9 protein-coding genes and 2 rRNA genes are annotated in these 15,436 nt (G+C 50.7%); 6 read left to right on the forward strand and 5 right to left on the reverse strand.

Features of this window, described 5'->3' with window-relative positions; translation table 11 throughout:
- Positions 1-40 precede the first annotated feature (40 nt).
- A 23S ribosomal RNA gene (locus tag GFC06_RS02450) occupies positions 41-2,947 on the reverse strand.
- A gap of 233 nt (positions 2,948-3,180) precedes the next feature.
- A 16S ribosomal RNA gene (locus tag GFC06_RS02455) occupies positions 3,181-4,722 on the reverse strand.
- Together the 16S and 23S rRNA genes form the textbook arrangement of a ribosomal RNA operon.
- A 597-nt stretch (positions 4,723-5,319) precedes the next feature.
- On the opposite strand from GFC06_RS02455, the gene GFC06_RS02460 reads away from it, so the two are divergent.
- The 6 genes from GFC06_RS02460 (at position 5,320) to GFC06_RS02485 (ending at position 12,234) form a co-directional block, all read left to right on the forward strand.
- The gene (locus GFC06_RS02460; RefSeq protein ID WP_141876122.1) at positions 5,320-6,951 is read left to right on the forward strand and encodes a sensor histidine kinase; all 1,632 of its coding nucleotides are present in this window, start codon (positions 5,320-5,322) and stop codon (positions 6,949-6,951) included.
- Positions 6,948-7,667 (forward strand): two-component system response regulator DcuR, encoded by a 720-nt coding sequence (dcuR, locus tag GFC06_RS02465; protein ID WP_016155419.1) that lies wholly within the window; start codon positions 6,948-6,950, stop codon positions 7,665-7,667. The genes GFC06_RS02460 and dcuR overlap by 4 nt, the downstream gene beginning before the upstream one ends.
- Before the next feature lie 297 nt (positions 7,668-7,964).
- Positions 7,965-8,267 carry a hypothetical protein gene (locus GFC06_RS02470; protein WP_131341598.1) on the forward strand — a complete coding sequence of 101 codons (303 nt, stop codon included), beginning with the start codon at positions 7,965-7,967 and terminating at the stop codon, positions 8,265-8,267.
- 118 nt (positions 8,268-8,385) lie between these two features.
- Positions 8,386-9,726, forward strand: coding sequence for an anaerobic C4-dicarboxylate transporter DcuB (dcuB, locus tag GFC06_RS02475; protein WP_003031873.1), 1,341 nt, complete (start codon positions 8,386-8,388; stop codon positions 9,724-9,726).
- A 96-nt stretch (positions 9,727-9,822) separates the two neighbouring features.
- Entirely contained in the window at positions 9,823-11,469 is a 1,647-nt protein-coding gene (fumA, locus tag GFC06_RS02480) for a class I fumarate hydratase FumA (protein ID WP_016155418.1), read from the forward strand.
- A gap of 147 nt (positions 11,470-11,616) precedes the next feature.
- Positions 11,617-12,234 carry a DUF2238 domain-containing protein gene (locus tag GFC06_RS02485; RefSeq protein WP_019077832.1) on the forward strand — a complete coding sequence of 206 codons (618 nt, stop codon included), beginning with the start codon at positions 11,617-11,619 and terminating at the stop codon, positions 12,232-12,234.
- A gap of 26 nt (positions 12,235-12,260) precedes the next feature.
- Here GFC06_RS02485 and GFC06_RS02490 read toward each other — a convergent pair whose 3' ends face one another.
- The 3 genes from GFC06_RS02490 to melA form a co-directional block, all read right to left on the reverse strand.
- Positions 12,261-12,515 (reverse strand): SemiSWEET transporter, encoded by a 255-nt coding sequence (locus GFC06_RS02490; protein ID WP_016155416.1) that lies wholly within the window; start codon positions 12,513-12,515, stop codon positions 12,261-12,263.
- Positions 12,516-12,517: 2 nt separating this feature from the next.
- A complete protein-coding gene (gene melB / locus GFC06_RS02495) occupies positions 12,518-13,948 on the reverse strand; it encodes a melibiose:sodium transporter MelB (RefSeq protein ID WP_047416009.1) in 1,431 nt (476 codons plus the stop codon).
- Between the two features lie 92 nt (positions 13,949-14,040).
- The gene (melA, locus tag GFC06_RS02500; RefSeq protein WP_049259806.1) at positions 14,041-15,396 is read right to left on the reverse strand and encodes an alpha-galactosidase; all 1,356 of its coding nucleotides are present in this window, start codon (positions 15,394-15,396) and stop codon (positions 14,041-14,043) included.
- Between the last annotated feature and the right edge of the window lie 40 nt (positions 15,397-15,436).

The following is a 15,436-nucleotide window of genomic DNA, read 5'->3' on the forward strand; positions in this document are numbered from 1 at the left end:
AATTTCGATGTCTCTTTCGCCAAAACATCTTCGGCGTTGTAAGGTTAAGCCTCACGGTTCATTAGTATCGGTTAGCTCAACGTATCGCTACGCTTACACACCCGACCTATCAACGTCGTCGTCTTCAACGTTCCTTCAGGACCCTTAAAGGGTCAGGGAGAACTCATCTCGGGGCAAGTTTCGTGCTTAGATGCTTTCAGCACTTATCTCTTCCGCATTTAGCTACCGGGCAATGCCATTGGCATGACAACCCGAACACCAGTGATGCGTCCACTCCGGTCCTCTCGTACTAGGAGCAGCCCCCCTCAATTCTCCAGCGCCCACGGCAGATAGGGACCGAACTGTCTCACGACGTTCTAAACCCAGCTCGCGTACCACTTTAAATGGCGAACAGCCATACCCTTGGGACCTACTTCAGCCCCAGGATGTGATGAGCCGACATCGAGGTGCCAAACACCGCCGTCGATATGAACTCTTGGGCGGTATCAGCCTGTTATCCCCGGAGTACCTTTTATCCGTTGAGCGATGGCCCTTCCATTCAGAACCACCGGATCACTAAGACCTGCTTTCGCACCTGCTCGAGCCGTCACTCTCGCAGTCAAGCTAGCTTATGCCTTTGCACTAACCTCCTGATGTCCGACCAGGATTAGCTAACCTTCGTGCTCCTCCGTTACTCTTTAGGAGGAGACCGCCCCAGTCAAACTACCCACCAGACACTGTCCGCAACCCGGATTACGGGTCTACGTTAGAACACCAGCCATTAAAGGGTGGTATTTCAAGGTTGGCTCCATGCAGACTGGCGTCCACACTTCAAAGCCTCCCACCTATCCTACACATCAAGGACCAGTGTTCAGTGTCAAGCTATAGTAAAGGTTCACGGGGTCTTTCCGTCTTGCCGCGGGTACACTGCATCTTCACAGCGAGTTCAATTTCACTGAGTCTCGGGTGGAGACAGCCTGGCCATCATTACGCCATTCGTGCAGGTCGGAACTTACCCGACAAGGAATTTCGCTACCTTAGGACCGTTATAGTTACGGCCGCCGTTTACCGGGGCTTCGATCAAGAGCTTCTCCTTACGGATAACCCCATCAATTAACCTTCCGGCACCGGGCAGGCGTCACACCGTATACGTCCACTTTCGTGTTTGCACAGTGCTGTGTTTTTAATAAACAGTTGCAGCCAGCTGGTATCTTCGACTGATTTCAGCTCCATGAGTAAATCACTTCACCTACATATCAGCGTGCCTTCTCCCGAAGTTACGGCACCATTTTGCCTAGTTCCTTCACCCGAGTTCTCTCAAGCGCCTTGGTATTCTCTACCTGACCACCTGTGTCGGTTTGGGGTACGATTTTGTGTTACCTGATGCTTAGAGGCTTTTCCTGGAAGCAGGGCATTTGTTACTTCAGCACCGTAGTGCCTCGTCATCACACCTCAGCGTTAACAAGACTCCGGATTTACCTGGAATCTCCGCCTACATGCTTAAACCGGGACAACCGTCGCCCGGCTAACATAGCCTTCTCCGTCCCCCCCTCGCAGTAACACCAAGTACAGGAATATTAACCTGTTTCCCATCGACTACGCCTTTCGGCCTCGCCTTAGGGGTCGACTCACCCTGCCCCGATTAACGTTGGACAGGAACCCTTGGTCTTCCGGCGTGCGGGTTTTTCACCCGCATTATCGTTACTTATGTCAGCATTCGCACTTCTGATACCTCCAGCAACCCTCACAGGCCACCTTCAACGGCTTACAGAACGCTCCCCTACCCAACAACACATAGTGTCGCTGCCGCAGCTTCGGTGCATGGTTTAGCCCCGTTACATCTTCCGCGCAGGCCGACTCGACCAGTGAGCTATTACGCTTTCTTTAAATGATGGCTGCTTCTAAGCCAACATCCTGGCTGTCTGTGCCTTCCCACATCGTTTCCCACTTAACCATGACTTTGGGACCTTAGCTGGCGGTCTGGGTTGTTTCCCTCTTCACGACGGACGTTAGCACCCGCCGTGTGTCTCCCGTGATAACATTCTTCGGTATTCGCAGTTTGCATCGGGTTGGTAAGTCGGGATGACCCCCTAGCCGAAACAGTGCTCTACCCCCGAAGATGAGTTCACGAGGCGCTACCTAAATAGCTTTCGGGGAGAACCAGCTATCTCCCGGTTTGATTGGCCTTTCACCCCCAGCCACAAGTCATCCGCTAATTTTTCAACATTAGTCGGTTCGGTCCTCCAGTTAGTGTTACCCAACCTTCAACCTGCCCATGGCTAGATCACCGGGTTTCGGGTCTATACCCTGCAACTTAACGCCCAGTTAAGACTCGGTTTCCCTTCGGCTCCCCTATTCGGTTAACCTTGCTACAGAATATAAGTCGCTGACCCATTATACAAAAGGTACGCAGTCACCCCATAAAGAGGCTCCCACTGCTTGTACGTACACGGTTTCAGGTTCTTTTTCACTCCCCTCGCCGGGGTTCTTTTCGCCTTTCCCTCACGGTACTGGTTCACTATCGGTCAGTCAGGAGTATTTAGCCTTGGAGGATGGTCCCCCCATATTCAGACAGGATACCACGTGTCCCGCCCTACTCTTCGAGTTCACAACACATGCACTTTTGTGTACGGGGCTATCACCCTGTATCGCCGGACTTTCCAGACCGTTCCACTACCACACATGCTGATTCAGACTCTGGGCTGCTCCCCGTTCGCTCGCCGCTACTGGGGGAATCTCGGTTGATTTCTTTTCCTCGGGGTACTTAGATGTTTCAGTTCCCCCGGTTCGCTTCATTACGCTATGTATTCACGCAATGATAGTGTGACGAATCACACTGGGTTTCCCCATTCGGAAATCGCCGGTTATAACGGTTCATATCACCTTACCGACGCTTATCGCAGATTAGCACGTCCTTCATCGCCTCTGACTGCCAGGGCATCCACCGTGTACGCTTAGTCGCTTAACCTCACAACCCGAAGATGTTTCGTAAAACACTTCAGTGTTGCGAAAATTTGAGAGACTCGAACACACCGCTTTTCATTTCTTATTACGGAGAAATGAAACAGTGTGTCGTTTCAATTTTCAGCTTGATCCAGATTTTTAAAGAGCAAAACTTCTTAATGCACTCGAAAGTACATTCAGAAGTTCATCATTCATCAGACAATCTGTGTGAGCACTACAAAGAACGTTTCTTTAAGGTAAGGAGGTGATCCAACCGCAGGTTCCCCTACGGTTACCTTGTTACGACTTCACCCCAGTCATGAATCACAAAGTGGTAAGCGCCCTCCCGAAGGTTAAGCTACCTACTTCTTTTGCAACCCACTCCCATGGTGTGACGGGCGGTGTGTACAAGGCCCGGGAACGTATTCACCGTGGCATTCTGATCCACGATTACTAGCGATTCCGACTTCATGGAGTCGAGTTGCAGACTCCAATCCGGACTACGACATACTTTATGAGGTCCGCTTGCTCTCGCGAGGTCGCTTCTCTTTGTATATGCCATTGTAGCACGTGTGTAGCCCTACTCGTAAGGGCCATGATGACTTGACGTCATCCCCACCTTCCTCCAGTTTATCACTGGCAGTCTCCTTTGAGTTCCCGACCGAATCGCTGGCAACAAAGGATAAGGGTTGCGCTCGTTGCGGGACTTAACCCAACATTTCACAACACGAGCTGACGACAGCCATGCAGCACCTGTCTCAGAGTTCCCGAAGGCACCAAAGCATCTCTGCTAAGTTCTCTGGATGTCAAGAGTAGGTAAGGTTCTTCGCGTTGCATCGAATTAAACCACATGCTCCACCGCTTGTGCGGGCCCCCGTCAATTCATTTGAGTTTTAACCTTGCGGCCGTACTCCCCAGGCGGTCGACTTAACGCGTTAGCTCCGGAAGCCACGCCTCAAGGGCACAACCTCCAAGTCGACATCGTTTACGGCGTGGACTACCAGGGTATCTAATCCTGTTTGCTCCCCACGCTTTCGCACCTGAGCGTCAGTCTTTGTCCAGGGGGCCGCCTTCGCCACCGGTATTCCTCCAGATCTCTACGCATTTCACCGCTACACCTGGAATTCTACCCCCCTCTACAAGACTCTAGCCTGCCAGTTTCGGATGCAGTTCCCAGGTTGAGCCCGGGGATTTCACATCCGACTTGACAGACCGCCTGCGTGCGCTTTACGCCCAGTAATTCCGATTAACGCTTGCACCCTCCGTATTACCGCGGCTGCTGGCACGGAGTTAGCCGGTGCTTCTTCTGCGAGTAACGTCAATTGCTGCGGTTATTAACCACAACACCTTCCTCCTCGCTGAAAGTACTTTACAACCCGAAGGCCTTCTTCATACACGCGGCATGGCTGCATCAGGCTTGCGCCCATTGTGCAATATTCCCCACTGCTGCCTCCCGTAGGAGTCTGGACCGTGTCTCAGTTCCAGTGTGGCTGGTCATCCTCTCAGACCAGCTAGGGATCGTCGCCTAGGTGAGCCGTTACCCCACCTACTAGCTAATCCCATCTGGGCACATCCGATGGCAAGAGGCCCGAAGGTCCCCCTCTTTGGTCTTGCGACGTTATGCGGTATTAGCTACCGTTTCCAGTAGTTATCCCCCTCCATCGGGCAGTTTCCCAGACATTACTCACCCGTCCGCCACTCGTCACCCAAGGAGCAAGCTCCTCTGTGCTACCGTTCGACTTGCATGTGTTAGGCCTGCCGCCAGCGTTCAATCTGAGCCATGATCAAACTCTTCAATTTAAGTTTGATGCTCGTGAATTAAACTTCGTAATGAATTACGTGTTCACTCAGAGACTTGGTATTCATTTTTCGTCTTGCGACGTTAAGAATCCGTATCTTCGAGTGCCCACACAGATTGTCTGATAAATTGTTAAAGAGCAGTTGCGACGCGCTTTAGCGCTCTGTCGCGAGGTGGCGTATATTACGCTTTCCTCTTTCAGAGTCAACCCTCATTTTCAGGTTTTTCTCTTCAACCGAACCGGCTGTTTGTGTGAAGTGATTCACATCCGCCGTGTCGATGGAGGCGCATTATAGGGAGTTTCCTGCGGCCCGCAACCCTTAAATTGCAGAAAAATGACTGACCGCTGCATTCCACAGCAAAACCCCGCCTTATACCCATTTACACACAGAGTTATCCACAATCGTAAGCAAAATAGTGGTCAGCCTCCCTGAAAGAAGTGAAAGCAGATAAGGAAATCTCTATATAAAAAGAGACTCGCTCTACGCTATATATAGAAGAAAAGCCCAGGCAGCCCATGCCCCATCATCCCTACCACCTTTGAATTACGCATCCCATCAGGCGATAATACCCATACAAACCGTGATTCCAGGACCGTGATGAGACACTCTCTGCAACGTACTGCTATACGCAAACGCCCAATGAAGCTCGGCACTACCGTGATCCTCATGGTCAGTGCGGTACTCTTCTCCGTGCTGCTTGTCGTTCATCTGATTTATTTCTCGCAAATCAGCAACATGACGCGCGATGCATTAGCGGGTAAAGCGCTTGCGGTCGCACGAACGCTGGCAAACTCCCCGGAGATCCGCCAGGGGCTAATGAAAAAGCCCGAGGAAAGCGGTATTCAGGCGATTGCCCAGGCGGTGAATAAGAGCAACGATTTTTTGTTCATCGTCGTCACCGATATGCAAAGCATTCGTTACTCCCATCCCGAAGCGCAGCGAATCGGTCAGCCGTTTAAAGGCGATGACATTTTGCTGGCCCTGCAAGGGAAAGAGAATGTCGCCATTAATCGCGGATTTCTGGCGCAAGCCCTACGCGTATTTACCCCTATTTATAACGAGCATCACCGGCAGATAGGCGTCGTGTCGATCGGCCTTGAGCTAAGCAGGGTGACTGAGCAGATCAATAACAGCCGTGGCAGCATCTTTTGGTCCATCTTATTTGGCGTGCTGGTTGGGCTGCTCGGCACATGGGTATTTGTCAAAGTCCTCAAGCGTATTCTGTTTGGTCTGGAGCCTTATGAAATCTCCAATCTGTTCGAACAACGCCAGGCGATGCTGCACTCTATAAAGGAAGGCGTCATTGCCGTTGACGAGTGCGGTGAAGTGACGCTGATAAACCAGGCAGCACAAGAATTGCTGGATTACCACAAATCGCAAGACGATGCCCAGCTCTCCACGCTCAACCACGCATGGTCAAAAGTGGTCGATTTTTCACAGGTACTGCATGACGGAACGCCGCGTCGCGATGAAGAGATCATGGTGAAGGATCGGCTACTCTTAATTAACACGGTTCCGGTACTCAGCAACGGTAAAATCATCGGGGCCATTTCAACATTCAGAGATAAGACTGAAGTCCGAAAATTAATGCAACGACTGGACGGCATGGTCAACTATGCCGACGCACTTCGTGAACGATCCCACGAATTCATGAATAAATTGCACGTGATTCTGGGATTATTGCATCTGAAAAGTTATAAGCAGCTTGAAAATTACATCCTGAAGACCGCGAACAGTTATCAGGAAGAGATTGGCTCACTATTAGGAAAAATAAAATCCCCGGTGATCGCAGGATTTTTACTCAGTAAGATTAATCGCACATCTGATTTAGGCCATAGCCTGGTGATCAGCAATGAAAGCCAGTTGCCGGAAAACAGCAACGAAGATCAGGTGGCTGTGCTGATTACCGTTCTGGGGAATTTAATTGAAAACGCCCTGGAGGCGCTAGGTCAAGAACCTGGTGGCGAGATCAGCGTATCCTTGCATTATCGACACGGCTGGTTGCATTGCGAAGTGAATGACGATGGTCCGGGGATTGCCCCCGAACATATTGAGCACATCTTTGAGAAGGGCGTTTCGTCAAAAGGAACCGAACGGGGCGTTGGTTTAGCGCTTGTTAAACAACAGGTTGAAAACGTTGGCGGCAATATTTCCGTCGAGTCTGAACCTGGGATCTTCACCCAATTTTTTGTACAGTTACCGTGGAATGGTGAGAGGGCCAGCAGATGATCAATGTCTTAATTGTCGATGACGATGCAATGGTAGCGGAATTAAACCGCCGTTATGTCGCGCAACTCTCCGGTTTTCATTGCTGCGGCACAGCCTCCACGCTGGAGAAAGCAAAAGAGATAATCTTTCATAGCGGTAATCATATCGATTTGATTTTGCTTGATATTTATATGCAAAAAGAAAACGGTCTGGATCTGTTGCCTGTATTGCACAGCGAAGGTTGCAAGTGTGATGTCATTGTCATCTCTTCCGCCGCTGACGCGACCACCATCAAAGACTCTCTCCACTATGGTGTCGTTGACTACCTGATCAAACCGTTCCAGGCGTCCCGTTTTGAAGAGGCGCTGACCGGCTGGCTACAGAAGAAAACCGAGATGGAAAAGCATCAGTACTATGAACAGTCTGAGCTTGACCAGTTGATTCACGGCAGCTCCTCCAATGAACAGGAAGCGCGGCGCTTACCTAAAGGATTAACGCCACAAACGTTACGCACGCTGTGCCAGTGGATTGATGAGCATCAGGATCAGGAATTCTCCACCGATGAACTGGCCAACGAGGTCAATATCTCGCGCGTTTCTTGCCGTAAATATCTTATCTGGCTCGTCAATTGTCACATCCTATTTACCAGCATCCATTATGGCGTAACCGGTAGACCGGTTTATCGTTACCGCGTTCAGGCTGAACATTACTCATTACTAAAACAATATTGCCAATAAAAACAATTTGGGATTATTTGTTATTTGAAAGTAACAATTATTAAAATAATGAAAAATCCCTTCTTTTCTGAATCATGCTGCAGAATTATAAATTTGCGTTAGATCAAATATATTTGTATCCAGCATGTTAAATGTATTATTTTAATATTGATTAACGTCACACTGTTTTTAATTTCAAAATCGCTAACAAAAGTTAATTAAGTATTATCTAGCTCGCAGAGTGTGTATTTTTACCCATAAAGGATTAGTCTGAAATTAACCAGACATACAAAATCTAGACTGGTAGCAATGGAGACCATGCTACGTACCATGGACACCGTACATTTTTGTGAGCAAATAAAAGTATCCGCACGCCAACCTCATCACATTATGAAATGGCGTGAGCGTGATCACACAAATAACCTACTCACCCATTCTGTCGGTGGTTCACGTAATAGCGGAAAACGCAAAACAGATAAATTACAGCGTCAACCGCAGCTCTCCATGTCCAGCTCTGCTTCCCATCGCCTGAGGATTCTCTCCTCTGATCAAAGCCACAGAAAAAAGCTAAATATCGCCATAACGTTAAAAAAACATTCTAGCAAGACATTTGAACATTAATCGCAAATACGGACATATCGAATACTGACCATTTTTTGATGCCTATTCCGGCAAAAAAGAATGTGGCACAGATCCATTTTTCAAAAAATTGACTGGTTTTTTCGCGAGGGTAAATAAAATGTTATTTAGTATACAACTTCTTATAATATTAATATGTTTGTTTTATGGTGCCAGAAAGGGCGGTATCGCGCTGGGTTTATTAGGCGGTATCGGCCTGGTCATTCTGGTTTTCGTTTTCCATCTCCAGCCGGGTAAACCACCTGTAGATGTAATGCTGGTTATTATTGCCGTGGTGGCCGCATCGGCAACCTTGCAAGCCTCCGGCGGCCTTGACGTTATGCTGCAAATCGCTGAAAAGCTGCTGCGCCGTAACCCAAAATACGTTTCCATCGTCGCCCCCTTCGTTACCTGCACCCTGACGATTCTCTGCGGTACAGGCCACGTGGTATACACCATCCTGCCAATCATTTATGACGTTGCCATTAAGAACAATATTCGCCCGGAACGTCCGATGGCGGCGAGTTCTATCGGTGCGCAGATGGGGATTATCGCCAGCCCGGTGTCCGTGGCCGTTGTATCACTGGTCGCAATGCTGGGTAACGTAACGTTTGAAGGCAAGCATCTTGAATTCCTCGACCTGCTTAGCATCACTATCCCGTCTACCCTGTTGGGTATCCTGGCGATCGGTATCTTCAGTTGGTTCCGCGGTAAAGATCTGGATAAAGATGAAGAGTTCCAGAAGTTTATTTCCGTTCCTGAAAACCACAACTACGTTTATGGCGATACCGCCACACTGTTAGACAAAAAGCTGCCGAAAAGCAACTGGCTGGCCATGTGGATCTTCCTTGCCGCTATCGCCGTTGTTGCCGTGCTCGGCGCGTTCTCTGAGCTGCGCCCTACCTTCAGCGGCAAACCGCTGTCAATGGTACTGGTTATCCAGATGTTCATGCTGCTGACCGGTGCGCTGATTATTATCCTGACGAAGACCAATCCCGCTTCAATATCTAAAAACGAAGTCTTCCGTTCCGGTATGATCGCGATTGTGGCGGTGTACGGTATTGCCTGGATGGCCGAAACAATGTTCGGCGCGCACATGACGGAAATCGAAGGTGTGCTGGGCAATATGGTGAAAGAGTATCCGTGGGCCTATGCAATTGTTCTGCTGTTGGTTTCCAAATTTGTAAACTCCCAGGCTGCGGCGCTGGCGGCGATTGTTCCGGTCGCACTGGCAATTGGGGTTGATCCAGCGTACATCGTTGCTTCCGCTCCGGCATGTTACGGTTACTACATTCTGCCGACTTACCCGAGCGATCTGGCGGCTATTCAGTTTGACCGTTCCGGCACCACCCACATTGGCCGTTTCGTTATCAACCACAGCTTCATTCTACCTGGGTTGATCGGCGTGAGCGTATCCTGTGTCTTTGGTTGGATCTTCGCTGCAATGTACGGTTTCCTGTAATTACAGTGCGCGTGCCGTCCGCTTTGGAACGGCACGCCACCGTCAAGACACAGAGAATTTTAAAATTCCTGAGAAAAATGAAAAGGCTGGAAGCAAATGTCAAAAGTTGAATTCACTTATCAGGCGGCTTTCCCACTGGGGGAAGACAAAACTGAGTACTACCTGCTGACCTCCGATCACGTCAGCGTCGGCGAGTTTGAAGGCGAAACAATCCTGAAAGTAGCCCCTGAAGCACTTACGCTACTGGCCCAACAAGCCTTCCACGATGCCTCCTTCATGCTCCGCCCTGAACACCAACAGCAAGTCGCCTCAATTCTCCATGATCCCGAAGCCAGCGAAAACGATAAATACGTAGCGCTGCAGTTCCTGAGAAACTCCGAAATCGCGGCTAAAGGCGTATTGCCAACCTGCCAGGACACCGGTACGGCAATTATCATGGGTAAAAAAGGTCAGCGCGTCTGGACCGGTGGCGGCGACGAAGCGGCACTCTCCAAGGGCGTATTTAATACCTATATTGAAGATAACCTGCGCTACTCGCAAAACGCGGCGCTGGATATGTACAAAGAAGTGAATACCGGCACCAACCTGCCCGCACAAATCGACCTGTACAGCGTGGACGGTGACGAATACAAATTCCTGTGCGTGGCCAAAGGCGGCGGTTCAGCGAACAAAACCTATCTGTATCAGGAAACCAAAGCGCTGCTGACGCCCGGCAAACTGAAAAACTTCCTGGTTGAGAAAATGCGCACGCTGGGTACCGCAGCATGCCCGCCGTACCACATTGCATTCGTCATTGGCGGCACGTCAGCGGAAAGCACCCTGAAAACGGTGAAGCTGGCCAGCACACACTACTATGACGCACTGCCGACTGAAGGTAATGCGCACGGCCAGGCGTTCCGCGATCTGCAACTGGAACAGGAACTACTGGAAGAAGCGCAGAAACTCGGCCTCGGCGCCCAGTTTGGCGGGAAATACTTCGCGCACGATATCCGCGTGATCCGCCTGCCTCGCCACGGCGCATCCTGCCCGGTTGGTATGGGTGTGTCTTGCTCCGCAGACCGTAACATCAAGGCCAAGATTAACCGCGAAGGGATCTGGATCGAAAAACTGGAACATAACCCAGCCCAGTACATTCCGGAGTCGCTGCGCCAGGCAGGCGAAGGTGAAGTGGTTAAAGTTGACCTTAACCGCCCAATGAAAGAGATCCTCGCTCAGCTCTCTCAGTATCCGGTTTCTACCCGTCTGTCGCTGAGCGGCACCATCATTGTCGGTCGCGATATTGCCCACGCGAAGCTAAAAGAACGTATTGAATCCGGCGAAGGTCTGCCGCAGTACGTGAAAGATCACCCTATCTACTACGCGGGCCCGGCCAAAACACCTGCGGGTTATCCGTCCGGCTCTTTAGGGCCAACCACTGCGGGTCGTATGGACTCCTATGTTGACCTGCTACAGTCTCACGGTGGCAGCATGATCATGCTGGCAAAAGGTAACCGTAGCCAGCAGGTGACAGACGCCTGCCATAAACACGGCGGCTTCTATTTAGGTAGCATTGGTGGCCCGGCAGCGGTACTTGCGCAGCAGAGTATTAAACATCTGGAATGCGTGGAATACCCTGAGCTGGGTATGGAAGCTATCTGGAAAATCGAAGTCGAAGATTTCCCGGCTTTCATTCTGGTCGATGACAAAGGCAACGATTTCTTCCAGCAAATCGTCAGCAAACAATGCGCTAACTGCGCGAAGTAACCCATTCGGCCCGGCACTGGACTGACAACAGATTTTTGGCGTCAGTCCAGTGATCCCCCCGGGCCAACTTTATCCCCCCATTTACTGGCGTTGAATTTTTGCCGCTCACAGGGAATAGTAACCTTTTCCATTACTTGTGAATTCGCCATGCTCCGCACACTGAACTCCACAATCTTGCACTCTGGCGCGCTGCTCCTGGCGCTAATACTTATCTACACCGGTATCTCTGCCACGGAGAAAATCACCTGGCTGATGGAAGTTACGCCGGTCATTATTGTCGTCCCACTGTTGCTGGCGACCGTGAAGCGCTACCCGCTGACGCCATTGCTCTACACGCTCATTTTCTTGCACGCCATCATTCTGATGGTCGGCGGTATGTATACCTACGCTAAAGTCCCTGTCGGTTTTCAGGTTCAGGAGTGGCTGGATCTCAGTCGTAACCCCTATGACAAGCTGGGTCACTTCTTCCAGGGTCTGGTGCCCGCCCTGACGGCAAGAGAGATTTTAGTGCGCGGTAATATTGTTCGTGGCCGCAAAATGCTGGCATTTTTGGTCTGCTGCGTGGCGCTGGCGATTAGCGCGATGTATGAGCTGATCGAATGGTGGGCAGCGCTGGCGATGGGTCAGGGAGCGGATGATTTTCTCGGGACGCAGGGCGACCCGTGGGATACCCAGTCGGATATGTTCTGCGCCCTGCTCGGTGCGCTCACCACGGTGCTCGTGCTGGCGGGCTGGCACAACAGACAGTTAAAAACTGCCGGATAGCGCTGATGCTTATCCGGCAATCTGCTCTACCCATTGCGAGACTTGATAACCAGAATCGGCAAGGCGAACAGGAGTGTCAGAAAGTTCGCCATGCTGACGGCAGTATCTTCAATCAATAATCCATAAATCAGCCACAACACCAGCCCACACACAAACATTACATACATTAAACCGGAGATACCCTGCGTGTTGCGGGTGGTAATGACCTTAATCGCTTGCGGTAAGAATGAGAGCGTCGTCAGGCTAGCCGCCAAATACCCAATCCACGAATGCCATTCCATAGCTACGCCTTCACATCACCTGGGGTGACTATCGCAATAGCCGGGATATCCGGTTGCTCATGCTGCTGCGGCACCTTACGGTACTTATCCAACAAATGAATCTGGACCCTGCGCAGCGTGTCGCCGTTCAGTCGGTAAAAGCGGAAGTAAAGGACTAAGGTCACCACAAAAAAGAGTGCTGGTAGCGCGATCATAATGAATTGCATACCAACAATGGTTTCTGCAGACTGCGCGACATTCGGCGCGTAATTAATCACCCCAAGTATCACTGCGATAAAGAAAGCGGCAAACGCTGACCCTCCTTTTACCACCATCGTCTGCACTGAATAAGCGATACTTTCACAACGTACATTCAGTTTGTATTCACCGTAATCAACGGTATCCGCCACCATAATGACCTGCAACACCCAGAAAAGCGCTGAACCAATATTCAGTAAAATACCAGCAATAACAATGAGTAAGATATTATGGAAACCGGCTAACGCCATCACCAGCAGCACGATACAGCTGAGCACCGGCAGCACGGATGCCCCAGCCCACAAGATCCGTCGTGACAACGCTTTTACCAATCGAGGAAAGAAAATCAGCGTCAGCAGGTTTGCCGCTCCTGCGTAAGACATGTAGTACGGGAAGAGGCTTGCATCGCCAATCACATAAGTAAAATAGTAAATGGCAAAGCCAGCAATGATATTGGCGGCAATATTGTAAGCCAGCGCCATGCCTAGCAGGCAGGATAACTGGTCGTTTTTATAGATGAGCCCAACGATCGCTTTCAGCCCAAGACGACTGCTGTCCGTCGTTGCCTCGCTATCTGACGAATAAACCTCATGCACATTACGCAGCGTAACAACGGTAGAAACGATAAAGAATGCAATCAGCACCAGCGTAAACATCTGGAAACCAAAGCCACGATCGGCCCCGCCTACATAGCTAACAAAGGGCAACGTCACCCCCGCGGTGACAAACCCAGCAAGGCTTGCGAAGAAACGAGGGAACGGCACCAGTTGTTCACGCTCGCGTTTATCCAGCGTAATAGTTGGCACCAGCGACCAGAATGGAATATCCATAATGGTGTAGGTCATTCCCCATAATATATACGTCACGCAGACAAATACGACTTGCGCAGTGCCCTCAAACAAATGTGCGCTAAAAAGCAAAAACAGCACCAATGAGTTCGCCAGCGTACCGAGTAAGATCCAGGGTTTAAATTTTCCCCACCGCGACCGGGTGGCGTTCACAATCCAGCCCATGATGGGATCGTTTACCGCATCCCAGACCCTTGCCGCCAGGAACAACGTTCCGACCAGCCCCACCGATAATCCCACCACGTCGGTGTAGTAATACATCAGGTACATGTACACAATACCGATGGCGAAATCCTTACCAAACGCTCCAAATCCGTAACTGAGTTTTGTTTTCAGAGAGATGCTCATAGGGTATCGGGTCGCCGTTACCAGCGCCCGCCTTCTGTTAGAGGAAACGTCAGAGGTTAAACGCCGGATGCTCTGCCCGGCGTAATGGTGTGTTAACGGTGTAACCAGGCCGGCAGCCAGTCGCCATGAGACGCGATCAGGTCGTCCACCAGCGCATAAATCTCCTCAATTCCCAATACCGCAGCGGTATGCGGATCCATCATCGCCGCGTGATAAACGCGATCGCGATTTTCCGTCAGAATGGCTTCCGTTAGCAGGGTCTGAACATTGATATTGGTTTGCATCATGGCCGCCAAATGTGACGGGAGAGTACCCACCTTCGTTGGCTGGATACCATTCGCATCGACCAGGCAAGCCACCTCCACGCAACAGCCTTGCGGCAGGTTATCGATCAGATGGTCATTGCGAACGTTGCCATACACCACGCTCGGTTCACCGGTCCAGATAGCGTTCATGATAGTGCTGGCATATTCACGTGACGGTTTAATCTCGATCCGCGCCGCCGTTTTGTACTCTTCCAGCTCTTTGTTCCAGTTCGCCAGCTGTTCCACACAGCGTTTTGGATACTCATCCAGTGGAACCTTATAGCGCTCAATCAGATCCTCACGCCCTGGTTTGATAAACCACGGCGTATATTCCGCGAAATGCTCCGACGACTCAGTGACGAAATAGCCCAGCTTTTTGAACATTTCATAGCGCACAATGTTCTGACAACGGGTATTACCGTGAAGATTCGGTTTCGGCGCCTGACCAGATTCATAGGCCGCCAGCAGCTCCGGATAGAGATTTACATAAGCACCGTCAGCCGTTTTACGCTCAAGTTCCAGATAAAACGCCATATGGTTGATCCCGGCGCAGCGATAGCGCAAAGAGGCCGGGTCGATGTTCAAATCGCGGGCCAGCTCCTCCGCTGTCCCTTGCACCGAGTGACACAATCCAACCTGCTTAATATGCGGATAGCGCGCATACATTGCCCAGGTGTTCATCGCCATCGGGTTAACGTAGTTAAGCATGGTGGCCTGCGGGCAGACTTCGGTCATATCCTCACAAATCTGCCATAAATGCGGGATAGTGCGCAGCGCGCGCATAATGCCGCCAGGCCCCAACGTATCGGCAATCGTCTGCTCCAGACCATGACGTTTACACACCGCAAAATCGGTAACGGTACAAGGTTCATAGCCACCAATCTGGAAAGCGACCACCACAAAATCAGCATCCTGCAATGCCGCTTTTTGATCGGTATAGCAGGTGATACGCCCGGACGCGCCCGCTGAGTCCATCAACTTACGCACCACAATGTGTGACTCTTCCAGCCGAGTAGGATTGACGTCCATCAAGGCGATATGCGCAGATTTCAGCGCATCGCGATGAAAGACGTCCCCGAGGATATTTTTGACGAAAATCGTGGAACCGGCGCCGATAAAGGTAATTTTGGGTGCAGACATCATGACTCTCCAGAACATTAGTGAACACAGTCATGGTGGCACA

It is taken from the genome of Citrobacter braakii, from assembly GCF_009648935.1.
Lineage (GTDB): Bacteria > Pseudomonadota > Gammaproteobacteria > Enterobacterales > Enterobacteriaceae > Citrobacter > Citrobacter braakii.

Coding starts and splice junctions, on each gene's coding strand:
- dcuB (WP_003031873.1), top strand. CDS start 8,386: ATGTTATTTAGTATACAACTTCTTATAATATTAATATGTTTGTTTTAT.
- fumA (WP_016155418.1), top strand. CDS start 9,823: ATGTCAAAAGTTGAATTCACTTATCAGGCGGCTTTCCCACTGGGGGAA.
- GFC06_RS02460 (WP_141876122.1), top strand. CDS start 5,320: ATGAGACACTCTCTGCAACGTACTGCTATACGCAAACGCCCAATGAAG.
- melB (WP_047416009.1), bottom strand. CDS start 13,948: ATGAGCATCTCTCTGAAAACAAAACTCAGTTACGGATTTGGAGCGTTT.
- melA (WP_049259806.1), bottom strand. CDS start 15,396: ATGATGTCTGCACCCAAAATTACCTTTATCGGCGCCGGTTCCACGATT.
- GFC06_RS02470 (WP_131341598.1), top strand. CDS start 7,965: ATGCTACGTACCATGGACACCGTACATTTTTGTGAGCAAATAAAAGTA.
- GFC06_RS02490 (WP_016155416.1), bottom strand. CDS start 12,515: ATGGAATGGCATTCGTGGATTGGGTATTTGGCGGCTAGCCTGACGACG.
- GFC06_RS02485 (WP_019077832.1), top strand. CDS start 11,617: ATGCTCCGCACACTGAACTCCACAATCTTGCACTCTGGCGCGCTGCTC.
- dcuR (WP_016155419.1), top strand. CDS start 6,948: ATGATCAATGTCTTAATTGTCGATGACGATGCAATGGTAGCGGAATTA.